This window comes from Streptomyces sp. NPDC051173 (genome assembly GCF_040689515.1).
Lineage (GTDB): Bacteria > Actinomycetota > Actinomycetes > Streptomycetales > Streptomycetaceae > Streptomyces.
This window is the reverse complement of the sequence record NZ_JBFBBD010000022.1, coordinates 62,480-88,112: the sequence shown is the minus strand read 5'-3', so window position 1 is coordinate 88,112 and position 25,633 is coordinate 62,480. Positions and strand designations below refer to the sequence as shown.

The following is a 25,633-nucleotide window of genomic DNA, read 5'->3' as shown; positions in this document are numbered from 1 at the left end:
CGCGCGAAGCGTGGTGGGAAAAAATCAGACCAGCACCCGCGCCAGCAGCTCGGCCACCAGTGTCGCCCCCGACAGCGTCAGGATCGACTCCGGATGGAACTGCACACCGGCGAAGCCGGGCCCGCGCAAAGCATGCACATCCCCGCTCGCCACATCACGGCTCACCTCCACCCGGTGCATCGCCAGCTCCGCCTCCGCGGAATCCGTGCACCGCGCGGTGAACGTGTTGTAGAACCCCACCGTCTCCGCCCGCCCGAAGAAGTCGATCCGCTCCTGCGCCCCCTGGTACGGCACGTCCTTGCGTACGATCTCCAGGCCCAGCTCCGCCGCGATCAGCTCGTGCCCGAGGCACACCCCCAGCAGGCCCTGCCGGTGCCCGCGCAGCAGTTCCGCCGTCAGGCCGCGCAGCAGCCGCATCTTGGGGTCGGCCGTGTCGGAGGGGTCGCCGGGGCCGGGGCCCAGCACCACCGGGCCCTCGTGCGCCAGGGCGGCCTCCCGCAGCCCGGGTTCGTCGTAGCGCCGCACGGTGACCGTCAGCCCCGACGTCCGCAGCAGATGCGCCAGCATCGCCGTGAAGGTGTCCTCGCCGTCGACGACGAGCGCGTGCCCGCTGAGCCGTGCCGTCGACGTCGGGCTCTGCATCCGCAGCCAGAAGGGGGCCAGGTCCTCGCGGCGCGCGTCGAGAGCGGCCCGTACCTCGGGGTCGTCCTCGAACCGCGCCGCCGGGGCCGGCCCGCCGCGGCGCGCGGTCCGCACACCGAGCGCGGCCAGCACGCCCGCCGCCTTCGCGTGCGTCTCGGCGACCTCGCCGCGGGGGTCGGAGTGACGCACGAGGGTGGCCCCGACGGCGAGCCGCAGCCGCCCCGCCGGTCGATGTCGGCGGTGCGGATCAGGATCGGCGAGTCGAGCGTCCGGCCGCCGCCCGCGTCCCGCCCGATGAGCGCGAGCGCGCCCGCGTAATAGCCGCGCCCGCGGCCGCCCGGCCCCTCCGGCTCGTACCGCTCGATGACCCGGCACGCGTTCTGCACCGGCGACCCGGTCACGGTCGCCGCGAACATCGTCTCCCGCAGCACCTCCCGCACGTCCAGCGAGGAGCGCCCGCGCAGCTCGTACTCGGTGTGCGCGAGGTGGGCCATCTCCTTGAGCCGCGGCCCGACGACGACACCGCCCATGTCGCCCACCGTGCACATCATCTTCAGCTCCTCGTCCACGACCATGGACAGCTCCTCCACCTCCTTGCGGTCGTGCAGGAAGGCCAGCAGCCCGGCCCGGTCCGGGCCGTCGGCGGGATAGCGGTAGGTGCCGCTGATCGGGTTCATCACGACGGTGTTCCCGGCCATCCGCACGTGCACCTCCGGGCTGGCGCCGACCAGCGTCCGGTCGCCGGTGTGCACGACGTACGTCCAGTACGCGCCGCGCTCGCCCGCCAGCAGCCGCCGGAACAGCGCCAGGGCGTCGGCCGCGGTGAAGCCTTCGATCTCGCCCTCGAAGGTCCGCCGGATGACGAAGTTGGCGCCCTCGCCGGACCCGATCTCGTCCTCGATCACCCGCCGGACGATCCGCGCGTACTCCTCGTCCCCCACGTCGAACGCCCCGCCCTCCACCCGCACCTGGTGCGCGGGCAGCGCGGCCAGGACCTCGGCCAGGGGCAGCTCGTGCGCCTCCTCCGGCCGCAGCACCGCCAGCGGGGTGCCGTCGTCGCGGACGTCGAAGCCGCGCTCGCGGATCTGCCGGAACGGGATGAGTGCGAGCGCGTCCAGGACCGGGCCGCCGCCGTCGGGCGGCCCGTCCGGCAGGGGGATGCCGGCCAGCCGCTCGACCTCCTCCACGGTGCCGGTCAGCAGCTCGACGGTGTCGTCCGGCCGGCCGGGGGTGCGGCGGTGCAGCAGGGCGAAGGGCGGGCAGGCGGGATCGGTCAGCCGTGCGAGGAGGGCCTGGGTGTGGCCGGTCATCTGGGGTTCCTTCCGGTGAGGAGAGGAACGGCCCGGGAAACACGGAAGGCCGCCCCTCCGGGCGGCCTTCGCGGTGTGTCTTTCGGTGTACGCGCGATCAGTGGGCCGCCGGTCGGACGGTCCACCACCAGTTCTGGTTGGTCGGTGCGTACATGCTGCGCACCTTACCGGACGGGCCGGGGGCGTGGCAGATCCCGCGGGCGGCGGGGAAGCGCGCACCGGGGCGCGGGCCGGTGCGGCACGCCGGGGAAGGTGCTCTTCCGCAGGTCCCGCCGCCCATGACTCGTCTCACAGTGCGGTCCGGCGGATGGACCGCCGTCGCCGACCCCGTAGGGTTGGAGCGTGACCGTGAACGCTGAACTCCACGCCGGTGGCAACACCTGGCGCTCCCTTCCCGCGGCGCAGCAGCCTGAGTGGCCGGACCAAGAGGCTCTGCGCGATGTGATCGCCGAGCTCGAGTCCTATCCCCCCCTGGTCTTCGCCGGCGAGTGCGACCAGCTGCGCCAGCGCCTGGGAGCCGTCGCCCGTGGTGAGGCGTTCCTGCTCCAGGGCGGCGACTGCGCCGAGGCCTTCGACGCCGTCGGCGCCGACCAGATCCGCAACAAGCTCAAGACGCTGCTCCAGATGGGCGCCGTGCTGACCTACGCGGGTTCCGTGCCCGTCGTGAAGGTGGGCCGGATCGCCGGTCAGTACAGCAAGCCGCGCTCGAAGCCGACCGAGACCCGCGACGGCGTGACCCTGCCGACCTACCGCGGTGACTCCGTCAACGGCTTCGCCTTCACCCCCGAGGCCCGCACGCCGGACCCGCAGCGGCTGAAGCGGATGTACCAGGCGTCGGCGTCCACGCTGAACCTCGTCCGCGCCTTCACCACCGGTGGCTACGCGGACCTGCGCCAGGTGCACGCCTGGAACCAGGACTTCGTGAAGTCCTCCCCGTCCGGGCAGCGCTACGAGGCCCTCGCCCGCGAGATCGACCGGGCGATGAACTTCATGAACGCCTGCGGGGTGGACCCGGAGGAGTTCAAGACCGTCGAGTTCTACGCCTCCCACGAGGCGCTCGTCCTCGACTACGAATCGGCGCTGACCCGCGTCGACTCGCGGACCGGCGACCTCTACGACGTCTCGGGCCACATGGTCTGGATCGGTGAGCGCACCCGCCAGCTGGACGGCGCGCACATCGAGTTCGCGTCGAAGATCCGCAACCCGATCGGGGTGAAGCTCGGCCCGACGACCACGCCCGAGGACGCGCTGACGCTGATCGAGCGGCTCGACCCGGAGCGCGAGCCCGGCCGGCTCACCTTCATCACCCGCATGGGTGCCGACAAGGTGCGGGACAAGCTCCCGACCCTGGTCGAGAAGGTCACGGCGTCCGGTGCCCAGGTGGCGTGGATCTGCGACCCGATGCACGGCAACACCTTCGAGGCGGCCTCGGGCCACAAGACCCGCCGCTTCGACGACGTGCTGGACGAGGTCAAGGGCTTCTTCGAGGTCCACAAGGGCCTCGGCACCCACCCGGGCGGCATCCACGTCGAGCTGACCGGTGACGACGTCACCGAGTGCGTGGGCGGCGGCGACGAGATCTTCGTCGACGACCTGCACCAGCGCTACGAGACGGCCTGCGACCCGCGGCTCAACCGCAGCCAGTCGCTGGACCTGGCGTTCCTGGTCGCGGAGATGTACCGCGACCAGTAGGAATCCCTGACGTACGACGTGGGGCGCGGATCACCTCGATCCGCGCCCCACGTCGTTGTCATCCGCCCGCCGGGCCGGGTAAGGTAAGGGTTACCTTATTGATCAACCCGGTAGGGCGGTGACCCGCGTGTACGTCTGCTCTTGCTTCGGCATCACCGAGCAGCAGGTGCGTGAGCACGCGGACAAGGGGGCGTGCACGCCCCGCCAGATAGCCTCCGCGAGCAAGGCCGGCACCGACTGCGGCAGCTGTGTGCGCCGCATCCAGTCCCTGCTCGGCCGTGGCGCGTGCCCGCGCCGTGAGCTGGCCGATCAGGGCGGGCAGGATGTGCTGGGCGCCGAGGTGCCGCGGATGGCGCAGGTGCTGCCCCGCGTGACCGCCGAGGCCCGGGCGGCCTGACCGGACCGGCCAGGGGTCACTCCGCCCCGCCGTTCGACTGCTCGATGAACTGGGCGAGGTAGAGCGGCTCGCCGAGCTTCTCGATCAGCTCCAGCTGCGTGTCGAGGTAGTCGATGTGCTCCTCCTCGTCGGCGAGGATCGACTCGAAGATGTTGGCCGAGGTGATGTCGCCCTTGGCCCGCATGACCTCCACGCCCCGCTTGAGCCGGTCGATCGCTTCGACCTCGACCTGCCGGTCGGCCTGGAACATCTCGACGATCGACTGCCCGATCCGCACATGGAAGAGCCGCTGGTAGTTGGGCAGCCCCTCCAGGAAGAGGATGCGGTCGGTCAGCACCTCCGCGTGGCGCATCTCGTCGAACGACTCGGCGCGGGTGTGCGCGGCGATCTTCGTCCAGCCGAGGTGCTCCTGCATTTTCGCGTGCAGGAAGTATTGATTGATGGCGGTCAGCTCGGCAGTCAGCTGTTCATTGAGAAATTCGATGACCTCGGGGTCGCCCTGCATTGCAGAGGCTCCTTCCAAGAGGGTGACTGGCAGGTTGCGCGCATCCTCGCACCGCCCCCCGGAAGCGTCCAGTAAGTGCACACTTAGTGGGAGTTGCCCCGATAGCGGAACCCCTGGTCATCAGCACTGCCCGGGGTCTGACACCATGGGGGCATGGGGCCCTCGAAAGACACCGAAAGCCGCAAAGGGGCGCAACTCGAGTTGCCTCCGGGGCAGCGCCTCCAGCGCGGATGGCCGGTGACGCACTACGGTCCCGTCCCGAAGTTCAGGCCGGAGCGCTGGGAGTTCCGTGTCTTCGGGTCGACCGCCGACGGCGACAAGCACTGCTGGACGCACGAGGAGTTCTCCGCCCTGCCGTATTCGACGGTGGTGGCCGACCTGCACTGCGTCACGAAATACAGCATGCTGGACGCCGAATGGGGCGGTGTCCCCGCGCGGACGATCCTCGAACTCGCCCCGCCCGCACCCGAGGTCACCCACGTCATGGTGTGGGCGGAATACGGCTTCTGCTCAAATCTCCGGCTGTCCGATTTCGCGGCCGAGCAGAGCATTTTCGCGACCCATAAGGACGGCGAGCTCCTCACCGCCGAGCACGGCTTTCCCGTACGCCTGGTGGTCCCGCACCTCTATGCGTGGAAGGGGCCCAAATGGGTGCGCGGCGTGGAGTACATGACGGCCGACCGCCGGGGTTTCTGGGAAGAGCGCGGATACCACAACGTGGGTGACCCCTGGCAGGAACAGCGCTATTCCTACCAGGAGGAACCGGGCGACGGACCGGAGGTCTGAGGCGGCCGGACGGGACCCGTCAGACCGCCGGGCCGTCCCGCAGCCCCTTCAGCCGCGCCACGTCGGCCGCGTGCCCCTCCGGCCCGCCGGGGGTCTCGATGATCAGCGGCACACCCGCCGTCGCGGGATGGCCGAAGAGCTCCGCGAAGGGCCCGGACCCGATATGGCCGGAGCCGATGTTCTCGTGCCGGTCCCGGTGCGCGCCGACGCCCTCCTTGGAGTCGTTCGCGTGGATCAGCCGGAGCCGCCCCTCGCCCACCACGTCCACCAGCTCGTCGAGCGTCCGCTTCGTCCCGCCAGGCTCGGCGAGGTCGTGGCCCGCCGCGAACACATGGCAGGTGTCCAGGCACACGCCGAGCCTCGGGTGCCGCTCCAGCGCGTCGAAGTACGGGCCGAGGTCCTCGACCAGCGAGCAGAGCGACGCGCCCTGCCCGGCCGTCGGCTCCAGCAGCAGCCACGGGTCGTCGTCGTGGGTCAGCTCGTCCAGCAGCGGCAGCAGCCGCTCGTGGACCTGCGCCAGCGCCTCCCGGCGCGGGCGGCCACCGGTCGCCGAGCCCGTGTGGACGACGACACCGAGGGCACCGATCGCCCGCCCGCGGCGCAGCGAGTGCCGCAGGGACTCCCCGGACAGCTCGACCGTCGCCTCGGTGTGCGACCCGAAGTTGATCAGGTACGGGGCGTGCACCCAGACCGGCAGCGACTCCTGCTCACAGGCCGCCCGGAACTCCTCGTCCTGCCGCCGGTCACCGGTGGGCGTCGCCCAGCCGCGCGGGTTGGCGACGAAGACCTGCACCGTCTCGGCGCCCATCGTCCGCGCGTACGGCAGCCCGGTCTTCGCGAGGCCCCCGGCGACGGGGATGTGCCCGCCGACGGGGTTGCGGACGCGCGGGGCCGGAAGGAGGCTCGAAGGCTCGGTCATCCCTACAGCCCGCTCTTCATCCGGATGGTGATGGTGTCGCCCTTGGCCGCCTGGTCGCCGCCCTTGACGGACTGGCTGTCGACCGAGTCGCGCGGGAAGAAGAACGGCCGGTCCACGCTGACCTTGAAACCCGCGGACGTGAGGGCCTGCTTGGCGTCCGCCTCACTCTTTCCGGTGACGTCCGGGACCGTCACCATCTCCTTGCCCTTGGACACCGTGAGCGTGACCGTGTCGCCCTTGGCCAGCTGCTCACCGTCGCCCGGCGACTGCGCCGCCACCGAGCCCTTGGGGACGTCGGAGTAGACCTGGGAGTCCGAGACCTCCACCTTCAGCCCCTTGTCCGCCAGCGCCGAGGTGGCCGCCGCGACGGTCATGCCCTGCACCTTCGGCACGCTCAGGGCCGCGCCCTTGCTCACGGTCAGCGCGACCGGCGTGTCGGGCCTGCGCTCCATCCCCGGCTTGGGGTCGGTGGCCAGCACCGAGCCCTGCGGGGTCTCGCCGCTGAACTGCTTGCCGACCTCGCCGACCGTCAGGCCCGCGCCCTCGATCTTCCGCTTCGCCTCGTCGAGGGTCATGCCGGCGACATTGGGCACCTCGGCCCGCGCCGGGCCCTTCGACAGGGTGACCGTCACCTTGCCGGTGTTGCGGACGCGGCCGCCGGGGCCGGGGTCCGTCGAGATGACGTGACCCCGCTCGACGGTGTCGCTGAAGTCCTGCTTGGTCCGCATCCCGAGCCCGGCCTTGTGGAGCGACTGCTCGGCCTTGTCCTGGGTCATGTCCAGGACGGCCGGGACGGTCGTGAACTGGCCGGAGCTGATGTACCAGACGCCCGTGCCCACCAAGGCCAGCAGGACGGCCGCGAGCACCGCGAGCAGGGTGCGGCTGGGCCTGCGCCGGGGCAGGCCGGACCGTGCCGCCGCGGCGGCCGGCGGGGCCGGGGGAGCGGGCGGCTGCTCCAGCCGCGTCGTGCGGTTGAGCTGCTCGTCCTCCGCGGCCGGCAGCGGCCGGGCCGCGACGGGCCGCGGGATCACGCTCGTACGGTCCTCGGAACCGCTCGCCGCCCTCTGCTCCGGCGTCCGTGCCAGCGGGGGCACGGCGTCCAGCTGCTCGTCGGACAGTGCCTCGCGGGTGGCGCGGACCAGGGCCAGCAGGCCCACCGCGTCGGCCGGGCGCCGCTGCGGGTCGCGCGCGGTGGCCTGGGCCACCAGCTCGTCCAGCCGCGCGGCCAGCCCCGGGACGGCCGCCGACGGCGGCGGCACGTCCTCGTGAAGGTGCTGGTAGAGGATCTGCGCCGGGGTGCTGCCGGTGTGCGGCTTGGCGCCGGTGAGCATCTCGTAGAGGACGACACCGCTGGCGTAGACGTCCACGCGGGTGTCGGCCGTGCCGTGTTCCATCTGCTCGGGGGCCAGATACGACACCGTGCCCAGGACCGAGCCGGTGGACGCCGTGGAGTTGGTGTCCACGGCCCGTACGAGCCCGAAGTCGGCGACCTTCACCCGGCCGTCGTCCCCGATCAGCACGTTCTCCGGCTTCATGTCCCGGTGGACGAGCCCCGCGAGGTGGGCCGCACCGAGCGCCGCGAGCACCGGCTCCGCGATGTCGAGCGCGGCGCGCGGCTGGAGCGCTCCGCGCTCGCGCAGCACGTCACGCAGGGTGCATCCGGCCACGTACTCCATCGCGAGATAGACGTACGTGCCGTCCGTGCCCTGGTCGAAGACGCCCACCACGTTCGGGTGGTCGAGCCGGGCCACGGACTTGGCCTCGCGGATGAAGCGTTCCACGAAGACCTCGTCGGCGGCGAGCCCCGGGTGCATCACCTTCAGGGCGAGCACCCGGTCGAGCCGCGTGTCCAGGGCGCGGTAGACCGTGGCCATGCCACCGACGGCGATCCGGGCCTCGACCCGGTAGCGGCCGTCCAGCACGTGCCCGACAAGTGGGTCTCCTAGCGTCGTATCCACGCTAGGAGTCTATGAGCCGTTCCTGGGTGCCCCCTAGCGGCCTTGTTCCGCGGGTTGTCCACCGCCTTCGGCGGGGCTCCCTGCGGGGAGCGTCCTCAAACGCCGGACGGGCTGGATGTATGGACGTAGTCCGTAGCTTGCGGCCCGCAGATCACGAGCCACGGTCCGGAAAATCAGCCCGTCCGGCGTTTGAGGACAGCGCGCGAAGCGTGCTTCGGGGTCTGGGGCGTAGCCCCCTCACGCGGCGGAGCCGCACATCAGACGCAGCCGGGAAGGGGCGGGTCGGGGAAAGCCCCCGGCAGGGTCTACGCGCCGCCGAACGCGGGCCGCTCCGGGTCGAAGGACGCCATGCCCTCCGCAGGAGAAGACGCCTCCGCGAAGTGCCGCCGCGGAATGCGCCCCGCCCGGTACGCCAACCGCCCCCCCTCGACCGCATGCCGCATCGCCTCCGCCATCAGCGCCGGGTCCTGCGCCCGGGTGACCGCCGAGGCGAGCATCACCGCCGAGCAGCCGAGCTCCATCGCGATCGCCGCGTCCGACGCCGTGCCCGCGCCCGCGTCCAGGATCACCGGCACCCCCGCCCGCTCGGTGATCAGCTGGAAGTTGTGCGGGTTGCGGATGCCCAGGCCGGAGCCGATGGGCGAGCCCAGCGGCATGATCGCGGCGCAGCCGACGTCCTCCAGACGGCGGGCGAGCACCGGGTCGTCGTTGGTGTACGGCAGGACCGTGAAGCCGTCGTCGACCAGGATCTCCGCCGCTTCCAGCAGCTCGACCGGGTCGGGCAGCAGCGTGCGCTCGTCGGCGATCACTTCGAGCTTGACCCAGTCGGTGCCGAGCGCCTCCCGGGCCAGGCGGGCGGTGAGCACGGCCTCCCCGGCGGTGTAGCAGCCCGCAGTGTTCGGCAGGACCCGGATGTCGTGCCGGGCCAGCAGCGACAGCACCGAGCCCCGTACGTTCGTGGCCAGCCGGCGCATCGCGACGGTGGTGAGCTCCGTGCCGGAGGCGAGCAGCGCGCGCTCCAGGACGTCCAGGCTGGGCGCGCCGCCCGTGCCCATGATCAGGCGGGACGTGAAGGCCGTGCCGGCGATGGTGAGCAGATCGTCTGCCATGAGGACTGATCAGCCTCCCTGCACCGCGGTGAGGACCTCGACGCGGTCGCCCTCGCCGAGCGTGGTGCCGGGCCACTGGCCGCGCGGTACGACGGCCTCGTTGAGGGCGGCCGCGACGCCGCTGTGCGCGGTGGTCAGAGTGCCCACCAGGATGTCGAGGGTCAGGCCCCGGGGCACCGAGCGGCTCTCGCCGTTGAGGCTGATGCCGATGTGGGCCTCGGGGCTGTCGGTGGGGTCCATGGGGTTCATACGGGCAGCTCCTGGAGCGTGTGCGAGAAGCGGAGGGGAGAGAACGGGCGGGCCTCGTCCGACAGCCGTCCGGTGGTCAGCGCCTCGGCCATCACGTCGCCGGTCAGCGGCGTGAGGAGCACGCCGTTGCGGTAGTGGCCGGTGGCGACGAGCAGGCCGGGCAGGGCCGTGGGGCCCAGCAGCGGGGCGTTGTCGGGCGAGCCTGGGCGCAGCCCGGCGCGTGTCTCCACCAGGGGCAGCTCGGTGATGCCGGGCACCAGCTCATGGGCGTCGCGCAGCAACTCGTAGACGCCGCCTGCGGTGACGGTGGTGTCCCAGCCGAGCTCCTCGGTGGTCGCGCCGACGACCAGCTCGCCGTTCTCGCGCGGCACCAGATAGACGTGGCCGCCGCGCACGACCGCCCGCACGGTCCGCGACAGGAAGGGCGCGTAGGCGTCGGGCACGCGCAGCCGCAGGACCTGGCCCTTGACCGGGCGCACCGGCGGCAGGACGTGCTCGGGCACGCCCGCGAGGGCACCGCTGCGGCTGCCCGCCGCGAGCACGGTCCGGCCGGCCCGTAGGCGGGTGCCGTCGGCGAGCTCGGCGCCGGTGGCCCGGTCGCCGGAGAGCAGCAGCCGTACGGCCTCCGTGCGGTGGAAGGTGACCCCCGCCCGTCCGCAGGCCGTCAGCAGGGCCCCGGCGAGCCGCCGGGGGTCGGTCTGGTGGTCGCCGTCCACGCGCACGCCGCCGCGCACGCCCGGTGCGAGCATCGGCTCCAGCCGGCGGCACTCGCGCCCCGACAGCCACTGGGCGTCCAGCCCGCACCGCTGCTGCAGGGCGTGCAGCTCCCGCAGGTGGGCCCGGTCGTCGGCGTCGAGGGCGACGGCGAGGGTCCCGCAGGCGCGGTAGCCGGTGTCCTGGCCGCTCGCCTCCTCCAGCTCCGCCGTGAAGTCCGGGTAGCGCCGCGCGGACGCCAGGTTGAGCGCGAGCAGCTCCTGCTCGCCGTAGTGCAGCTCGGTCACCGCGGCCAGCATCCCGGCCGCCACCCCGGCCGCGCCGCCGCCCGGCGCGGGATCCGCGACGGCGGTGCGCAGGCCACGCTGCGCGGCACGCCACGCCGTGACCAGACCGATGACACCGCCGCCGACCACGAGGACGTCGTACGTCCCCGGTGACGCTGTTGAAGACGCGTGCATGGGCGTCCAGCCCCTCCCTTCGCCGGCATGACCCGGATCAGGTTCGTACGGTCGGAGGCCGGCCAGCCTCCCTCTCAGCCCGGTCCGTCCGGGCTCCCGCGAGTGCTTGTACAGCGGCCACCCTAGTACGCGCCGCGAACCGTCCGGAAGGCCGGACGGAGGCGGCCGAGGGGGGCGTGCGCGGCGCCGGGGCGCGCCAAACACCATGACGTTGTGTCAGAGGTCTCGCTACGCGGTGCTCCGGTCAGGACCGGCCGCCGCCCTAGAGTTGATCGGGTGAGCGAGCACCGGAACGAACCGCAGACCACCAGTGACCGGCGCGCCGTCATCGTCGGCGCCGGAATGGCCGGGGTGCAGACCGCCGTCGCCCTGCGCGAGCAGGGCTGGACCGGCACGATCACCCTGTTGGGCGCCGAGCCCCACCGGCCCTACGACAGGCCGCCGCTCTCCAAGGCCGTGCTGCTGGGCAAGGCGGAGGGGTCCGCCTTCGAGGTGGACTTCGCCTCCCTCGGCATAGACCTCGAACTCGGCCGGGAGGTCACCCGGCTGCGGGCCGACGAGCACCTGCTGGACACCTCCGAGGGGCCCGTCCCGTACGACGTGCTGGTCATCGCCACCGGCGCGCAGCCCGTCGAACTGCCCGGCAGCGCGGGCATGCCGGGCGTGCACCTGCTGCGCACCCTGGACGACGCGGAGCGGCTGCGCCCGGTGCTCGCCGGGCAGCGCGACGTGGTGGCGGTCGGCGCCGGGTGGATCGGCGCGGAGTTCGCCACCGCCGCGCGCGAGGCGGGCTGCCGGGTGACCGTCGTCGAGGCAGCGGACCGGCCGCTGGCCGGAGCCCTGCCCGCCGAGGTCGCCGCCCACATGGCCGCCTGGTACGCCGACAGCGGCGCCCGCCTGCTCACCGGCGCGCGCGTGGCCGCCGTGGAGCCCGGCGCCGTGGTGCTGGCCGACGGCACCCGGCTGCCCGCGGACGCCGTGCTCGTCGGCATCGGCGCCCGCCCGGCGACGGAGTGGCTGGAGGGCTCGGGCGTCGAGCTGGCCGCCGACCGCTCGGTGCTCACCGACGACCGGCTGCGCACCTCCGTGCCCGGTGTCTACGCGGTCGGCGACTGCGCGTCCTTCCCGTCCGCCCGCTACGGCGAGCGGCTCCTGGTCCACCACTGGGACAACGCCCTCCAGGGCCCGCGCACGGTCGCCGGGAACATCGTGCACGGCACGGCCGAGGGGCCGGTCTACGACCCGGTGCCGTATTTCTGGTCCGAGCAGTTCGGGAGGTTCGTGCAGTACGCGGGCCACCACGTCGAGGGCGACGAGCTCATCTGGCGCGGCGACCCGACGGGCGCCGCCTGGACGGTGTGCTGGGTGCGCGGCGAGGTCCTCGTCGCCCTCCTGGCCGTCGGCCGCCCGCGCGACCTGGCCCAGGGCCGCAAGCTCATCGAGCGCGGCGCGGTCATCGACCGGGAACGGGCGGCGGACGCCTCGGTCCAGCTGAAGGCGGCGGAGGTGTGAGGACCCCTGACGGCGCGGGCCCCGGCGGGCCCGCCCGCGGGGGTCCGCACGACGCGCCGCCGACAAGGTCGGGTCAACCTGGCTACCGACTGTCAGTCCCAGATGGCAGGCTTGTCCCGTGACCGAGATTGACGCAAAGATCGATGCTCTCGTCCCCGCCTGGCTCAACCTCCCCGACATCGCGGAAATGCTCGATGTCGAGGTGACGCGTGTCCGGCAGCTGGTCAAGGAGGGCCAGCTGATCGCGGTGCGCCGTGGCGAGAACCGAGTGCTCCAGGTGCCCGCCGAGTTCATCGGCGGCGACGGCAAGGTGATCAAGGGCCTCGCCGGCACCTTGACGCTGCTGAAGGACGACGGCTTCAGCGACGAGGAAATGCTGGAGTGGCTCTTCACTCCGGACCCGACCCTGCCCGGCACCCCGGCGCAGGCCCTGCGCGAGAATCGTGGCACGGAGGTGAAGCGCCGCGCCCAGGCGCTCGCCGTCTGACCCGTCCGCAGGCGCTGTAGACGCCGAGAGAGAACCGTCCGGTGTGCGGGCGGGGGCCCCGTGCCCCCGCCCGCACACCGCCGACCCGGGGGGACCCACCCGATGTCCGTCACCGCGCGCGAGCGGCTCGCCGACGCCCGGCTGTATCTGTGCACCGACGCCCGCAGGCGCCAGGGCGACCTGCCGGAATTCCTGGACGCGGTCCTCGCCGCCGGGGTGGACGTCGTGCAGCTGCGCGACAAGGGCATGGAGGCGGGGGAGGAGCTGGAGCACCTCGCCGTCTTCGCCGACGCGGCCCGCCGCCACGGCAAGCTCCTCGCGGTCAACGACCGCGCGGACGTCGCCCATGCCATCGGCTCCCAGGTGCTGCACCTGGGCCAGGGCGACCTCCCCGTGCCCGCCGCCCGCGCGATCCTCGGCGACGAGGTGCTGATCGGGCGCTCGACCCACGCCGAGGCGGAGGTGGACGCCGCCGTCGCCGAGCCGGGTGTGGACTACTTCTGCACCGGCCCCTGCTGGCCCACCCCGACCAAGCCGGGCCGGCACGCCCCGGGCCTGTCCCTGGTGCGCTACGCCGCCGCGCTGAAGCCCGCGCGGCCCTGGTTCGCCATCGGCGGCATCGACGCGGCCAATCTGGACGAGGCGCTGGAGGCGGGCGCCCGCCGGGTCGTCGTCGTCCGCGCGATCACCGAGGCCGACGACCCCGCCGAGGCCGCGGCCCGGCTCGCGAAGCGCGTCCGCGCGTACGGAGCGTGACCCCCGGCGGTGTGACGCCGCCGGCACGCCCCGTCACGGAACGGTCAGAGAATGGCCGGTCAAATGTCAACGGGACATGAAGAGACTGTCCAGAAAGTGGACGAGAGACCGGCTAATCGGTCATATCGCAAATGAGGGTTGGGGCTGCGCGGAACCGCTGGTTAACTTGCCGGTATGGCCCTTGGTACAGCCTCCACCAGGACAGACCACGCCCGCACGGTGCGTGAGCTGCTCGCCTCCGGTGAGCAGTCCTATTCGTTCGAGTTCGCGGCCCCGAAGTCCGAGAAGGGCGAGCGGACCCTGTGGAACGCCATCCGGCGGATCGAGGCCGTCGGACCCACCTTCGTCTCCGTGACCTACGGCGCGGGAGGCTCCTCCCGTGAGGGCACCGTGCGGGCGACCGAGCGGATCGCCACGGACACCACGCTGACGCCCGTCGCGCACCTGACCGCCGTCAACCACTCGCTGGCCGAACTGCGCAACGTCATCGGCCAGTACGCCGACGCCGGGATCCGCAACATGCTGGCCGTGCGCGGCGATCCGCCCGGCGACCCCATGGGCGAGTGGGTGCGCCACCCCGAGGGCGTCGGCTACGCCGCCGACCTCGTCCGGCTCATCAAGGAGTCCGGCGACTTCTGCGTCGGCGTCGCCGCGTTCCCCGAGATGCACCCGCGCTCCACCGACTGGGAAACCGACATCGGTCACTTCGTGGACAAATGCCGGGCGGGCGCGGACTTCGCGATCACCCAGATGTTCTTCTGTCCGGAGGACTATCTGCGGCTGCGCGACCGGGTCGCGGCGGCGGGCTGCGAGACCCCGATCATCCCCGAGATCATGCCGGTCACCAACATCCGGCAGATCGAGCGGTTCGCCCAGCTCAGCAACGCCGCCTTCCCGCCCGAGCTGGCCGAGCGGATCCTCGCGGTGAAGGACGATCCGGCCGCTGTACGCTCGATCGGGATCGAGTACGCCACCGAGCTGTGCTCACGGCTGATGGCCGAGGGGATCCCGGGTCTGCACTTCATTACCCTGAACCACTCCACGGCGACGCTGGAAATCTACGAGAATCTGGGACTGCACCAGCGGTCCTGACGGCTGTTCCCCTGGCGACAGCCGCACGAGAGGGGCGTAAATGGGCTGGACGGTCCTCTACATCGCGTTCGGCGTCGTCGCGCTCTGGCTGCTGGGCGAGGTGCTGCTCCAGTACAAGGCGCGACTGCGCTGGAGGCTGCTGGCCTTCGTCGGCTTCCTCGGCGTCGTCGCGGGCGTGGTCCTCTCGTCCGTGCCGGTCATCGCGGTGGGCGCGGTCGCCTTCGCGATCGGCCAGACCTATGTGACGCTCTCCTTCCGGCGCGGGTTCTCCGCGGGCTGGGCGATCCGCCGCGACAAGGACGCCGAGTCCGGCGGGCGGCCCGCCGCCGAGGAGAAGGGCCGCGCCGGGCGGCGCCGCAAGGCCGGCCGGAAGCCCCAGGCCGCGCCGCTCCCCGAGCCCGCCGCCGAGACGGCCACGATGCCGCGGATCCCGGAGTCCGACGACACCCCGGACCTGCTCCCCAACGCGGCCCACCAGCCCGCCCCGCCGTACGGCGGCTACGACGAGACGGCGTACCTCCCGCCCGTGCCCCCGGGCCAGGACGCGGGCGGTTTCACCCCGTACGAGAACACCTACGGCACCCAGGGCGCGCCGTCCCACGACGGTCAATTCGACTACGGGCAGGGGCAGTACGCCGCCTACTCCGACCCCTACATCGGCAGCCGCCCGCCGGCGCAGGAGCAGTACGACGCGTACGGGCAGCCGCAGTACGGGTCCTATCCCCAGCAGCAGTACGGAACGGGCGCGTACTCCGCGGAGGCGTACGCCCCGACGCAGCAGTACGACATGGACACCCCGCCGGGCGGCGTGTGGGTCCCCCAGCAGCGGGACACCGACGCACCGCCTCAGCCGCCCCTGCCGGGGCACGGGCCGGGCCACGACGGGCAGCAGTACCGCTACTGACCTCTCACGCGTGGGGCGGGCCGGGTTCCTCCGGTCCGCCCCACGCGCGTGAGGGCGGCGCTACTCCGAGCCGCGCCAGTCCGCCCCCGAGACGATCAGCCCCGCCACCATCGCGCCCGACATCCCCGCGTGGGCCAGCCCTCCGCCGGGGTGGGCGAACCCGCCGACGAGATACAGGTTCGGCACGCGCGTCGCGTTCCCGGGGCGCAGGAACGAGCCGTCCGCGCCCGCCAGTACGGGCGCGGGGACACCGCCCCCTTCCACGCCGGTCGCCGCCTCGACGTCGGCCGGAGTGCGGACCTCACGCCACAGCACCCGCTCCCGCAGCCCCGGCAGCACCGCTTCCGCGGCGTCGGCCATCCGGTCCGCGAAGCTCTCGGCCGTCTCCTCGTCGCTCCAGTCGACCCGCCCGTGCGGGGCCACCGTGGCGGTCAGGGTGACCGCTTCGTGCCCTTCGTCGGGACGGGTGGCGGGGTCGTCCGGCCGCAGCACGGTCACCGTCGGGCGGTAGCGCCACGGGCCGGGCCCACGGACCCCGCCGCCCGCGGGGAAGACCTCGGCCAACTCCGCGCCGCGGTCCGGCGCGTGGACCACCGTGCGGTGGGCCGCCGCCGCGGGCCGGGCACCCCGCAGCGCGAGGCAGACCGTGAACCTGCCGGGCGGCACCGGCCGTCCGGGGCCTCCGTCCCGCTCGGCCGCGCCCGGCGCGATCGAGGCGAGCCGCCCGGGGGAGACCCCGGCGACCACCATGTCCGCCTCGGCCACCGAGCCACCGGCCAGCTCCACACCGGCGGCGCGGCCGTCCTTCTCGAGGAGGCCCACGACCTCCTCACCGAAACGGAACTCCACCTTGCGGGCCACGCACCGCTCGTACAGCGCGTCGGCGAGCGCCCGCAGGCCCCCGCGCACGTACCAACTGCCGAAGGTCTGCTCCATGTACGGCAGCACCGTCGCGCTCGCGGGTGCCTCCCGGGGGTCCAGCCCGTACGCCAGGGCATGGCTCTCCAGGAGCGCAACCAGCCGGGGATCCTTCAACTCCCGCTCCGCGACGGAGGCGAGCGTGACCGGGGCGCTGCGCCGGAACAACCCGCGCTTGCGGACGGCCGGATAGGGGTCGCGCCCCAGCGGCTCGCGCGCCGCCGGGTCCGCGCGCAGCGGCTCCTCCAGCAGCGGCCGCCGCGTGGCGTCCCACACCTCGCGCGCCCGGTTGACCAGATCGCTCCAGCGCTCGCCCGCGCCCGCGCCGACCGCCTCGTCCAGCGCCTGGACCACACCGGCACGCGAGGCGTTGGGCAGCGGGAGGACCGTGCCGTCGGCGAAGACGTGGCTGCTCGCCGGGTCGACCTGCACGAGGTCGACGCACCGCTCCAGCGGCTCCTTGCCCGTCTTCACGAACAAGTCGCGGTAGACGGCGGGCAGATGCAGCAGCCCCGGTCCCGTGTCGAAGGCGAAGCCGTCCCTCGTCAGCCTTCCGACGCCGCCGCCGTGCGTCGCCGCCCGTTCGTACACCACCACCCGGTGGCCCGCGACGGCCAGCCGGGCAGCAGCCGCCATCGCGCCCATCCCGGCGCCGATCACCGCAATCCGTGCCATGGGAACGACTGTATCCGGCGGCACCGACAGCCCGGACGGACAGCTCAGGCCGACGGCCGCCGGGCCCCGTCCGGCCAGGCCGCGCGCTTCTCGGCGCGCTGCTGCCGCCTGCGCTGCCAGAAGCGGCGGATCCGCCTCCAGAAGAACACCACCAGCGCGATCCCCAGCCCCAGCAGTACCGCCGCGATGATCGCGGCGGCCAGCGGGTGGAACAGCGCGAAGACGACGATCCCGGCGACGCCCAGATCCTCCAGGGTGCTCAGGACGATGTTGCTCGCGGGCTCCGGCGAGGTGTTGACCACCGCCCTGGTGCCCGCCTTGACCAGGTGGCTCACCAGCGCGGTCGAGCCGCCCACCGCGCCCGCGGCGAGGTCCGACAGCGAGCCGCTCTGCCCGGCCAGCAGCGCCCCGACCACCGCACCGGCGACCGGCCTGACGACCGTGTGCACGGCGTCCCAGGCCGAGTCCACGTACGGGATCTTGTCGGCGACGGCCTCGCAGAGGAAGAGCACGCCCGCCGCGATCAGGACGTCAGGACGCTGCAACGCGTCCGGCACCTGATCGCTGACGCCGGTCGCGCCCAGCACGCCGAGCAGGAGGACCACGGCGTAGGCGTTGACGCCGCTCGCCCAGCCACTCGTGAACACCAGAGGAAGTACCGACACGCCAATGATCGTATCCGGGGCCCGTGGCCGGGCCTGAACGCTCACGGGTGAGTACACGTACTCAGAGGAGGAGATGAGTAGCCGCGCGGATGGGGCATGCCCCGGAGACAAGGAAGAGTGGTGTTCACGGAAGGGGCGTCCGCGCCGCACCGCCGACACGGGGCGGCGGAACGGTGCGGCGACCCTGACGTGACCGGGGGGTATGGGGGCTCCCGGACGGAGTACGGGGGCTCGGGGGAAGTTACGGGGGAACACTGCTCCGGTGCGGGCCGAGGGGGATCGGCCGGCGCCGGAGCAGCGCCGTTCCACGGCCCGCGCGCTCAGTTGCCGCCCTGCGGCTGGCGGACGCCGCCGCCCACCCGGCCCTGCAACAGCTGGGAGAGTGCCGCGTGCACCTCCTCGACCGACCGCTCGGGCTGGAACGACTGCCAGTCCAGCGCCGCCACCAGCACCATCCCGAACAACGCGGCCGCCGTCAGCGGGACATCGAGCTCCGTGCTCAGCTCGCCCGCCTCCACCGCCTCCGCGAGGACCCCCTCGATCACCGCGAGCGCCTGCTCGCGCACCCGCGCCAGCGTCGGCTGCCAGGCCCGGTTGGTGCGCCACAGCTCGGCCGCGTACAGCTGGGCCAGCGCCGGATACCCGGAGATGAAGTCCAGGCCCGCGCGGACCATCGCGTCCAGTGCCTCGACCCTGCCGCCCCCGCGCGCGGCGGTCGCGTCGGCGGCCCGGCGCAGAGCGTCGCTCAGCAGCTCCATGCCGTGCCGCAGCAGCTCCTCGAAGAGGACCGTCTTGCTGGCGAAGTTGTAGTAGACCGTGCCCTTCGCGACTCCGGCACGTTCGGCGATCTCGTCCACGGTGGTGGAGGAGAAGCCCTGTTCGGCGATGAGGGTGACCGCGGCTTCGAAGAGCTTTCGCCGGGTGTTCCGACGGCGCGTACTGCTGCTGTCGCTGCTGTCCATGCACAAGATTCTCCCTGCCCCCGCCCGGCCGCCGGAGGGCGCCGCCGACCTTCCGCCCGCCCGTGCGCCCCGCCGCCGGCCGGAACTGGTGGGACGGAGCGCCGTGTTCACCCGGAGCCGTCGCTTCCGGGGCGGCGGGGGCCCGTCCGGGCGGCGCGGGGGTCGTGGCGGAGGGAACTCCTGGACAGGCCCTAGGCTGGAGGCACCCAGAACCACTGGGCCCCTCTTGTCCCCCTCTTGTCGTCCTTTTGCCGTCGTCACCGCCGAGGAGCCACCCGCCGTGTCAGACCCGCTGCGCCCCCGGGCGTCCCTCCGTACCGCCGTGGTCTGGGAGGTCCTGCGGGACGCCCTGGACCGCCGGGTCAAGGCCGCCGGGCGGGAGGACGCGGGCGTCCTGGAGGTCCTCGACACCGGTGGCGGCTCCGGCAACTTCGCCGTGCCCGTCGCCCGCCTGGGCCACCGGGTCACCGTCGTCGACCCCAGCCCCAACGCCCTGTTCGCGCTGGAGCGCCGGGCCGCCGAGGCCGGGGTGGCCGACCGGGTGCGCGGTGTCCAGGGCGACACCCACGGCCTCTTCGACGTGGTCGAGCGCGGGGCCTACGACGCCGTCCTGTGCCACGGCGTGCTGGAGTACGTCGACGACCCGGCGGAAGGCGTCCGCAACGTCGTCGAGGCGCTCCGCCCCTCCGGCACCCTCAGCCTGCTGGCCGCCGGCCTCGGCGGTGCCGTGCTGGGCCGGGCCCTCGCCGGCCACTTCACCGAGGCCCGCCAAGTGCTCGCCGACCCCGCGGGACAGTGGGGCGCCGGTGACCCGGTCCGCCGCCGGTTCACCGCCGAGCAGCTCTCCGAGCTGGTCACCGCGGCCGGACTGGAGGTCGGGGCGGTGCACGGTGTGCGCGTCTTCGCCGACCTGGTGCCCGGCGTGCTGCTGGACGCCGAGCCCGGCGCCATGGACGCGCTGCTCCAGCTGGAGGCGGCCGCGGCCGAGCTTCCCGCCTTCCACTCGGTGGCCACCCAGCTGCACGTCCTGGCCGAGCGTGGCTGACCGCAAGCGGTAGGTGACCGGCCACCCGATCAGCCGCTTCGCCCCGTATGATCGGGGGACACCGTCCGGCATGGCGCATCGGCGGAGAGGGAATGTACGTCCCGACACCACCGATCGCCACACTGACGGTGGGCGAATTGGCGCAGAGGGGCGGGTTTCATGGGGGCGATTCCCTGCCTATCCTGAAAGGGCCGCACCCCGGTCGCCCCCCGCGACCGACGAGTAGGAGGACTCCGTGCCGCTCTCGGAGCACGAGCAGCGCATGCTCGAGCAGATGGAGCGAGCGCTGTACGCCGAAGATCCCAAGTTCGCGACAGCGCTCGAGGGCAGCGGCCTGCGCACGTACACCCGGCGACGGGTATACCAGGCGGTCGCCGGGTTTCTGGTGGGCATCGCGCTCCTGATGGCCGGCGTGATGATTCCGGGACAGTACTGGATCAGCGTGGTGGGTTTCCTCGTCATGCTGGGCTGCGCGGCACTGGCCGTCACCGGCTGGCGCAAGGCGCCCCGGCCCGGTGCTCAGCCAGGTGGTGTCGGCCCGGCGGGGGGCATGGGCGGCCGCGGCCAGGCCCGGCAGCGTCGCACCGTGATGGACCGCATCGAGCAGCGGTGGCAGCGCCGCCGCGATGAGCAGGGCCACTGAGAGACTCTTCCGCCGAACGGCGTGATGTGGGGCCAGGACGATCGTCCTGGCCCTTTGTCGTTGCCCGGCTGGTCGCTGGTCGCTGGTCGCTGGTCGCTGGGCCGTCGCCCGGCCACGGGCCGCCTCGCCGAGGGGTCTTGAGCGGATCCCGGGGGCGAGGGCTCTCTACGGGCCCTCGCCCCCCGGATCTTGACGAACCGTCAAGTCCGGCCGAGGGTCGTACGGAGCGCTCCGCCCGCGCGGCGCCAGGCCGTGCCCAGCCGTCCCGACCGCAACCGCTCTCCCGCCGCCCTGCGGCGCCGGGCGAGACCCCACACCAGGCGGGCGGCGGAACGCGGTGCGAGCACGGCCCGCAGCCGCGCCGGCCGCCGCGCCGAGGAGCGCAGCCCCGCCCGTACGCGCTCGACGTCGTCCACCAGGCCAGCAGGTGGCCGTGGCTGCGGCGCGTACAGCACCTGCTCCACCGCCGTGGCGACCCGGTGCGCCGACTCCTCGGCCGCGCCGGTCAGCCCGCCGAGCCGCACGATGCGCGCCGCAGCGCTGCGGGGCGTCCGCGATTCGTCGGGCAGGACGCCGTAATCCCAGGCGGAGTCGGTCAGTTCGGCCCAGGCGGCGAGTGTGTGCTCCACACCCGGCCCGGGCGGCGTGCCGGATCCCTCGGGTGCGCTCGGTGCGTGCTGTCCGGGGTCCGCGAGGCGCCGGGCCCGCAGCCTTCGCCGCCACAGCAGCGGCAGCGTGGGCAGCACCAGCAGGGCCACGCCGCCCGCCGCGATGCCCGCCACCGCCCCTGGCGACAGTCCACCGCCGGGACCGCCGCCCGCCGAGGCCTGCTGGGCGACCGGCGGGCACTCGCCCAGCCGCTTCAACTGCGGGGTGCAGTCGCCCGCGGAGGGCGGCCGCGCCGACGGCGCGGTGCTCCGGTCGGGCAGCGGCGCGGGCACCCCCGGGTCGGCTGCGGACGGCTCCTGTGCGGCGGTGTAGTCGGGGGCCGTGCCCCGGCTCGGCGTCGGCTCGAAGCGGGTCCAGCCGACCCCCTCGAAATACAGCTCCGGCCAGGCGTGCGCGTCCTTGGAGCCGACCGACATCGAGCCGTCCGGCAGCGGGGTGCCCGGGGTGAAGCCGACCGCCACCCGGGCGGGGATGCCCAGCGTCCGCGCCATGGCCGCCATGGAGAAGGAGAAGTGGATGCAGAAGCCCCGCTTGGCCTCCAGGAACTTCGCGATGGCGTCGCTGCCGCCGCCCGACGCGACCTCCGTGTCATAGCTGAAGCCGCCGTCGGCCGCGAACCAGTCCTGGAGCTTGACGGCCTGCTCGTACGCGTTCGCCGACCCGGCGGTCACCTTCCGGGCCGTCGCCCCCACCACCCCCGGCAGCGACCCCGGCACCTTGGTGTACTCCCGCAGCACCTCCTCGCGCGGCGCCGGCGCTCCCGCGAGCTGCGCGGCCGTCGGCTGCACCAGCAGGCTCGACACCTGATAGCGGACGCCCCGGGTGGTCTGCCCGCGCTCACCGGCGACGGTGCGGCCCTCCGGCTCGTACCGCCAGTGGCCGTCCACACGGACGCGCTCGGCGGGATAGGGGAGCGGCAAGTAATTCTGCGCGTACGAACCGGCGGCGGCCACCGAGGTGTTCACCGCGTCCGCGCGCACCCCGGGGGCGAGGCCCGCGGGGGTGGGCAGCACCTCCGGGAGGTCCGTGAGGCGGTGCTCGGACGGCTGCCACGACGCGCCGTCGAACCGGTCGAGCGCGACGATGCGCAGATACATCTCCCGGGTGCTCTCCGTGGACGTGCGGTAGCGCATGACCTCGCGGTTCTCCGGCTGGTTCAGGCTGTCCCGCAGCGTGACCAGGGGGCGGACGGCGTCGAAGCCGGAGCTGTCGTCCCGGTCGGGGCCGGCCGCCCGGCCGCGCGGCTCCAGCAGCCCGCCCTCCATCGTCGGCAGCACGGCGGGCACCGCCAGCGCGATGCCGAGCGCGAGCGCGCCGATCCTGCGGCCGGTGCGCACCGGCGCGAGCGCGGGGCCGGAGCCCGGCGCCAGGAACCCGCGGGAGGGCGACCGGGCGCCGCCGCCGAAGACCCGGCCCCACCGGGCGAGCCGGTCGCGGCCCTCGGCCAGGAGCAGCAGCAGATAGCCGGCCGCCGCCACCAGGAACCACAGCCAGTCCCTGCCGCTCTGGGCCAGCCCGGCCGCGATGGAGTAGAGCGCGAGCAGCGGCAGCCCGGCGGGCGCGGCGCTGCGCCAGGTCACCGCGACCGCGTCCACGGCCAGGCCGACCACCAGCAGGCCGCCGACCAGCATCAGCCGGATGCCGGTCGTCGCCGGCGCCGGGATGGCGTACCGCCCGACGTCGTCCGCGCCCTCCTGGAGCAGCTGCCCGAACTCCCGGAAGACGTCCGGGCCCGGCAGCAGCCCGCCGAGCGCCTGCGAGCGTGCGAAGACCAGGGTGAGCAGCACGAGCGTGACCAGCGCCTGCACGGTCACCGTCAGGGGCCTGGAGAGCGGCACCCGGCGGGCGAGCGCGCCCACCGCGCTCTGGACGGTGAGCAGGATCGCGGCCTGGACCATCCATGTGGTGGTGTCGATCAGCGGCAGCAGCGCGCACGTGGACGCCAGCGTCGCCACGACCCCGCACACGGCGAGCCGCGCGCCGCCACTCATGGGTGCCCCCCTGCCGACGGCGGCCCGGAAGGCCAGGGCGGCACCGCGGGCACGGGCGGCACGGATGGCACGGATGGCACGGGCGGTCCGGCGGCCCCGGCGGGGGCGGCCGCCGTGATGCCGCCCGGCTGCCCGGCCGTACCGCTGTGAGGCATGTGGGGCGCGCCGTACGGGGAGCCCGCCGGAGCGCTCCCGGCCCCGCGCCCGCCCGCCGTGCGCCACAGCTCCGGTAGTGACGCGCCAGGGGTCACCGCCAGCGCCGTCCAGCCCGCCTCGCGCAGTGCGCGCAGCCGCTGCTCGGCGCTGTACGCGGGCCGCCGCGGGGAGCGGGCGTCCTGCGGCCACGCGGAGCGGTCCAGCACGAAGGCGACCGCCGTGCCGCCGCTGCGGCGCATCTGCCCGGCCAGCGCCGTCTGACGCTCGTCCAGGTCGCCGAAGAACGCCACGAGCAGCCCTCCGCCGTCGCCCCGCAGCGCCTCATGGGCCGGGGCGAGGCTCTCGCCGTCGGAGTGGTCCACCACGGCCAGGGTGTCGAGCAGCAGACCGACCGCCTCCGCAGAGTCGTGGGAGGAGCCGGAGTGCCCGCCCATGCCGTCCGGCAGCGCGCTGCCGGCATCGGTGAGCAGCCGCACCGAGAACCCGCGCTCCATCAGGTGCACCGCGGCGGAGGCCGCCCCGGACACGGCCCACTCGAAGGGCGAGTCGGGCCCCGCGCCGTCGAAGGCGCCGCCCCGGGTGTCCAGCAGCACCGTGCAGTGGGCCCGCTGGGGCTGCTCCTCGCGGCGCACCATCAGCTCGCCGTAGCGCGCGGTGGAGCGCCAGTGCACCCGGCGCAGGTCGTCGCCGTGGCGGTAGCCACGCGGGATGATGTCGTCCGCACCGGCCAGGGCCGGGGACCGGCGGCGGCCGTCGCCGTAGCCCGTGGCCTCGCCGCCGAGGCGCACCGGCGGCAGGGGAACGACACGCGGCACCACGGTCAGCGTGTCCGAGGCACTGAAGCCACGGGTCAGCTCGCACATCCCGAAGGGGTCCGACAGCCGCAGCTGCAACGGCCCGAGCGGATAGCGGCCGCGCAGGTCGGACCGGATGCGGTAGGACACCTCGCGGCGCCCGCCCGGCTCCACCCTGTCCAGCACGAAGCGGGGGCGCGGCCCCAGGGCGTACGGCACCCGGTCCTGGAGCATCAGCAGGCCGGTGGGCAGCCGGGAGACGTTGTCGACACGCAGGTGCACCCGGGCCTCGGACCCGGCGTGCACCCGGGACGGTGACAGCCCCCGGCTGCCGGTGACCCGGTGGCGGGTGCCGTGCAGCACGATCACGCACACCAGCGGCAGCGCCGTCAGCAGCAGCCCGACCCGCAGCAGGTCGGACTGGCCCAGGACGTAGGAGCAGGCCGCCGCAGCGATGCCCGCGGCCAGGAAGGAGCGGCCACGGGTGGTCAGCCCGCCGAGGGACACCCACAGCCCGCCCCCGCCGCCGGACGGCGGGCCCGCTTCCCCCGAGGCCATCACAGCCTCCGCGCGCCCGGCTGATGAAGGCCGTGCGGCTGCTGCCGCCACGCCTGCGCGGACGGGTCGGGCACCGGGGTGCGCTGGAGGATCTCGAAGACGACCTGCTCGGCCGTGCGCCGGTTCAGCTGGGCCTGGGCGGTGGGCAGCAGCCGGTGCGCGAGCACCGCCACGGCCAGGGCCTGCACGTCGTCGGGGAGGACGAACTCCCGGCCGGCCATGGCGGCCGCCGCCTTCGCCGCTCGCACCAGGTGCAGCGTCGCTCTCGGGGAGGCGCCGAGTCTGAGGTCGGGGTGGTGCCGGGTCGCGGTGACCAGGTCGACCGCGTACCGCCGGACGGGGTCGGCGACGTGCACCGTGCGGACGGCGTCGACGAGCTTGATGATGTCGTGGGCGTGCGCGACGGGCTGGAGGTCGTCGAGCGGGGGCAGCACGCCGTGGGTGTCCAGCATCCGCAGCTCGGCCTCCGGGCTCGGATAGCCCATCGAGACCCGGGCCATGAAGCGGTCGCGCTGCGCCTCGGGCAGCGGATAGGTGCCCTCCATCTCGACCGGATTCTGCGTGGCCACCACCATGAAGGGGGCCGGCAGCTCATAGGTGTGCCCGTCGACCGTGACCTGCCGCTCCTCCATCGACTCCAGCAGCGCCGACTGGGTCTTGGGGGAGGCGCGGTTGATCTCGTCGCCGATGACGATCTGGGCGAAGATCGCGCCCGGCTTGAACTCGAAGTCCCGCCGCTGCTGGTCGAAGACGCTCACGCCCGTGATGTCGGACGGGAGCAGGTCCGGCGTGAACTGGATGCGCCGGACCGAGCAGTCGATCGACCGGGCGAGCGCCTTGGCGAGCATGGTCTTGCCCACCCCCGGCACATCCTCGATCAGCAGGTGCCCCTCGGCGAGCAGCACGGTCAGCGAGAGCCGTACGACCTCCGGCTTGCCCTCGATCACACCCTCGACCGCCCGGTGCACCCGCTCGGCGGTGGTGGTCAGATCGCTGAGGCTCGCTCGCTCTTCATAGGTCGTCACCCGGCCCTCCTCGGCCCGTCCCGTGGGCCGCGCCCGACC

At 73.6% G+C, this 25,633-nt stretch carries 23 protein-coding genes, 1 pseudogene and 1 riboswitch; of the genes and pseudogenes, 10 read left to right on the top strand and 14 right to left on the bottom strand.

Annotated elements, in window-relative coordinates:
- Positions 1–24: 24 nt before the first annotated feature.
- Both AB0435_RS15055 and AB0435_RS15050 read right to left on the bottom strand, forming a co-directional pair.
- Positions 25–1,952, bottom strand: a pseudogene (locus AB0435_RS15055) (anthranilate synthase family protein).
- A gap of 97 nt (positions 1,953–2,049) precedes the next feature.
- Entirely contained in the window at positions 2,050–2,106 is a 57-nt protein-coding gene (locus AB0435_RS15050) for a trp operon leader peptide (protein WP_366005836.1), read from the bottom strand.
- 188 nt (positions 2,107–2,294) lie between these two features.
- Here AB0435_RS15050 and AB0435_RS15045 point away from each other — a divergent pair, with 188 nt between their 5' ends.
- Both AB0435_RS15045 and AB0435_RS15040 read left to right on the top strand, forming a co-directional pair.
- Entirely contained in the window at positions 2,295–3,644 is a 1,350-nt protein-coding gene (locus tag AB0435_RS15045; RefSeq protein WP_366005823.1) for a class II 3-deoxy-7-phosphoheptulonate synthase, read from the top strand.
- Between the two features lie 127 nt (positions 3,645–3,771).
- A complete protein-coding gene (locus AB0435_RS15040; RefSeq protein WP_366005822.1) occupies positions 3,772–4,041 on the top strand; it encodes a (2Fe-2S)-binding protein in 270 nt (89 codons plus the stop codon).
- Between the two features lie 16 nt (positions 4,042–4,057).
- Here the strand turns inward: AB0435_RS15040 and bfr are convergent, their stop codons facing one another.
- Positions 4,058–4,546, bottom strand: coding sequence for a bacterioferritin (bfr, locus tag AB0435_RS15035; RefSeq protein ID WP_366005821.1), 489 nt, complete (start codon positions 4,544–4,546; stop codon positions 4,058–4,060).
- Positions 4,547–4,699: 153 nt separating this feature from the next.
- Between bfr and AB0435_RS15030 the strand changes: the two genes are divergently transcribed.
- Positions 4,700–5,332, top strand: coding sequence for a sulfite oxidase-like oxidoreductase (locus tag AB0435_RS15030; RefSeq protein WP_366005820.1), 633 nt, complete (start codon positions 4,700–4,702; stop codon positions 5,330–5,332).
- A 19-nt stretch (positions 5,333–5,351) separates the two neighbouring features.
- On the opposite strand, the gene AB0435_RS15025 is transcribed toward AB0435_RS15030, so the two are convergent.
- The 5 genes from AB0435_RS15025 to thiO form a co-directional block, all read right to left on the bottom strand.
- The gene (locus AB0435_RS15025) at positions 5,352–6,251 is read right to left on the bottom strand and encodes a deoxyribonuclease IV (RefSeq protein ID WP_366005819.1); all 900 of its coding nucleotides are present in this window, start codon (positions 6,249–6,251) and stop codon (positions 5,352–5,354) included.
- 2 nt (positions 6,252–6,253) lie between these two features.
- On the bottom strand, positions 6,254–8,209 hold the full coding sequence (gene pknB / locus AB0435_RS15020; protein ID WP_366427177.1) for a Stk1 family PASTA domain-containing Ser/Thr kinase: 1,956 nt from the start codon (positions 8,207–8,209) through the stop codon (positions 6,254–6,256).
- Positions 8,210–8,514: 305 nt separating this feature from the next.
- Positions 8,515–9,318 (bottom strand): thiazole synthase, encoded by an 804-nt coding sequence (locus AB0435_RS15015; protein WP_366005817.1) that lies wholly within the window; start codon positions 9,316–9,318, stop codon positions 8,515–8,517.
- A gap of 9 nt (positions 9,319–9,327) precedes the next feature.
- Entirely contained in the window at positions 9,328–9,567 is a 240-nt protein-coding gene (thiS, locus tag AB0435_RS15010) for a sulfur carrier protein ThiS (protein ID WP_366005816.1), read from the bottom strand.
- Positions 9,564–10,742, bottom strand: a complete 1,179-nt coding sequence (gene thiO, locus AB0435_RS15005; protein WP_366005815.1) for a glycine oxidase ThiO — start codon at positions 10,740–10,742, stop codon at positions 9,564–9,566. Before thiO ends, thiS begins: the two co-directional genes overlap by 4 nt.
- Positions 10,740–10,852: riboswitch (TPP riboswitch) on the bottom strand. Its footprint overlaps the gene before it by 3 nt.
- 232 nt (positions 10,853–11,084) lie before the next feature.
- Between thiO and AB0435_RS15000 the strand changes: the two genes are divergently transcribed.
- From AB0435_RS15000 to AB0435_RS14980, 5 genes are all read left to right on the top strand, one after another.
- Positions 11,085–12,254 carry an FAD-dependent oxidoreductase gene (locus AB0435_RS15000; protein ID WP_366005835.1) on the top strand — a complete coding sequence of 390 codons (1,170 nt, stop codon included), beginning with the start codon at positions 11,085–11,087 and terminating at the stop codon, positions 12,252–12,254.
- 118 nt (positions 12,255–12,372) lie between these two features.
- Entirely contained in the window at positions 12,373–12,741 is a 369-nt protein-coding gene (locus tag AB0435_RS14995; protein WP_366005814.1) for an Rv2175c family DNA-binding protein, read from the top strand.
- 102 nt (positions 12,742–12,843) lie between these two features.
- Positions 12,844–13,497, top strand: coding sequence for a thiamine phosphate synthase (gene thiE, locus AB0435_RS14990; protein WP_366005813.1), 654 nt, complete (start codon positions 12,844–12,846; stop codon positions 13,495–13,497).
- A gap of 174 nt (positions 13,498–13,671) precedes the next feature.
- A complete protein-coding gene (gene metF, locus AB0435_RS14985; RefSeq protein WP_366005812.1) occupies positions 13,672–14,589 on the top strand; it encodes a methylenetetrahydrofolate reductase [NAD(P)H] in 918 nt (305 codons plus the stop codon).
- Positions 14,590–14,629: 40 nt separating this feature from the next.
- Positions 14,630–15,493, top strand: coding sequence for a hypothetical protein (locus tag AB0435_RS14980; protein WP_366005811.1), 864 nt, complete (start codon positions 14,630–14,632; stop codon positions 15,491–15,493).
- Between the two features lie 60 nt (positions 15,494–15,553).
- On the opposite strand, the gene AB0435_RS14975 is transcribed toward AB0435_RS14980, so the two are convergent.
- From AB0435_RS14975 to AB0435_RS14965, 3 genes are all read right to left on the bottom strand, one after another.
- Positions 15,554–17,086: an NAD(P)/FAD-dependent oxidoreductase gene (locus tag AB0435_RS14975; RefSeq protein ID WP_366005810.1), complete on the bottom strand. Its 1,533-nt coding sequence runs from the start codon at positions 17,084–17,086 to the stop codon at positions 15,554–15,556.
- 44 nt (positions 17,087–17,130) lie between these two features.
- Positions 17,131–17,751: a DUF4126 domain-containing protein gene (locus AB0435_RS14970; RefSeq protein WP_366427176.1), complete on the bottom strand. Its 621-nt coding sequence runs from the start codon at positions 17,749–17,751 to the stop codon at positions 17,131–17,133.
- Between the two features lie 320 nt (positions 17,752–18,071).
- Entirely contained in the window at positions 18,072–18,713 is a 642-nt protein-coding gene (locus AB0435_RS14965; RefSeq protein WP_366005808.1) for a TetR/AcrR family transcriptional regulator, read from the bottom strand.
- A gap of 280 nt (positions 18,714–18,993) precedes the next feature.
- Here AB0435_RS14965 and AB0435_RS14960 point away from each other — a divergent pair, with 280 nt between their 5' ends.
- A complete protein-coding gene (locus tag AB0435_RS14960; RefSeq protein ID WP_366427175.1) occupies positions 18,994–19,758 on the top strand; it encodes a methyltransferase in 765 nt (254 codons plus the stop codon).
- A gap of 235 nt (positions 19,759–19,993) precedes the next feature.
- Positions 19,994–20,401 carry a DUF3040 domain-containing protein gene (locus AB0435_RS14955; RefSeq protein ID WP_116211259.1) on the top strand — a complete coding sequence of 136 codons (408 nt, stop codon included), beginning with the start codon at positions 19,994–19,996 and terminating at the stop codon, positions 20,399–20,401.
- A gap of 200 nt (positions 20,402–20,601) precedes the next feature.
- On the opposite strand, the gene AB0435_RS14950 is transcribed toward AB0435_RS14955, so the two are convergent.
- The 3 genes from AB0435_RS14950 to AB0435_RS14940 are packed head-to-tail and all read right to left on the bottom strand — an operon-like array spanning position 20,602 to position 25,594.
- Positions 20,602–23,061 carry a DUF3488 and transglutaminase-like domain-containing protein gene (locus AB0435_RS14950; RefSeq protein WP_366427174.1) on the bottom strand — a complete coding sequence of 820 codons (2,460 nt, stop codon included), beginning with the start codon at positions 23,059–23,061 and terminating at the stop codon, positions 20,602–20,604.
- A complete protein-coding gene (locus tag AB0435_RS14945; RefSeq protein ID WP_366427173.1) occupies positions 23,058–24,569 on the bottom strand; it encodes a DUF58 domain-containing protein in 1,512 nt (503 codons plus the stop codon). The genes AB0435_RS14950 and AB0435_RS14945 overlap by 4 nt, the downstream gene beginning before the upstream one ends.
- Positions 24,569–25,594: a MoxR family ATPase gene (locus tag AB0435_RS14940; protein ID WP_366005804.1), complete on the bottom strand. Its 1,026-nt coding sequence runs from the start codon at positions 25,592–25,594 to the stop codon at positions 24,569–24,571. The genes AB0435_RS14945 and AB0435_RS14940 overlap by 1 nt, the downstream gene beginning before the upstream one ends.
- Between the last annotated feature and the right edge of the window lie 39 nt (positions 25,595–25,633).

Coding starts and splice junctions, on each gene's coding strand:
- bfr (WP_366005821.1), bottom strand. CDS start 4,546: ATGCAGGGCGACCCCGAGGTCATCGAATTTCTCAATGAACAGCTGACT.
- AB0435_RS15030 (WP_366005820.1), top strand. CDS start 4,700: ATGGGGCCCTCGAAAGACACCGAAAGCCGCAAAGGGGCGCAACTCGAG.
- AB0435_RS15025 (WP_366005819.1), bottom strand. CDS start 6,251: ATGACCGAGCCTTCGAGCCTCCTTCCGGCCCCGCGCGTCCGCAACCCC.
- AB0435_RS15015 (WP_366005817.1), bottom strand. CDS start 9,318: ATGGCAGACGATCTGCTCACCATCGCCGGCACGGCCTTCACGTCCCGC.
- thiS (WP_366005816.1), bottom strand. CDS start 9,567: ATGAACCCCATGGACCCCACCGACAGCCCCGAGGCCCACATCGGCATC.
- thiO (WP_366005815.1), bottom strand. CDS start 10,742: ATGCACGCGTCTTCAACAGCGTCACCGGGGACGTACGACGTCCTCGTG.
- AB0435_RS15000 (WP_366005835.1), top strand. CDS start 11,085: ATGGCCGGGGTGCAGACCGCCGTCGCCCTGCGCGAGCAGGGCTGGACC.
- thiE (WP_366005813.1), top strand. CDS start 12,844: ATGTCCGTCACCGCGCGCGAGCGGCTCGCCGACGCCCGGCTGTATCTG.
- metF (WP_366005812.1), top strand. CDS start 13,672: ATGGCCCTTGGTACAGCCTCCACCAGGACAGACCACGCCCGCACGGTG.
- AB0435_RS14980 (WP_366005811.1), top strand. CDS start 14,630: ATGGGCTGGACGGTCCTCTACATCGCGTTCGGCGTCGTCGCGCTCTGG.
- AB0435_RS14975 (WP_366005810.1), bottom strand. CDS start 17,086: ATGGCACGGATTGCGGTGATCGGCGCCGGGATGGGCGCGATGGCGGCT.
- AB0435_RS14965 (WP_366005808.1), bottom strand. CDS start 18,713: ATGGACAGCAGCGACAGCAGCAGTACGCGCCGTCGGAACACCCGGCGA.
- AB0435_RS14950 (WP_366427174.1), bottom strand. CDS start 23,061: ATGAGTGGCGGCGCGCGGCTCGCCGTGTGCGGGGTCGTGGCGACGCTG.
- AB0435_RS14945 (WP_366427173.1), bottom strand. CDS start 24,569: ATGGCCTCGGGGGAAGCGGGCCCGCCGTCCGGCGGCGGGGGCGGGCTG.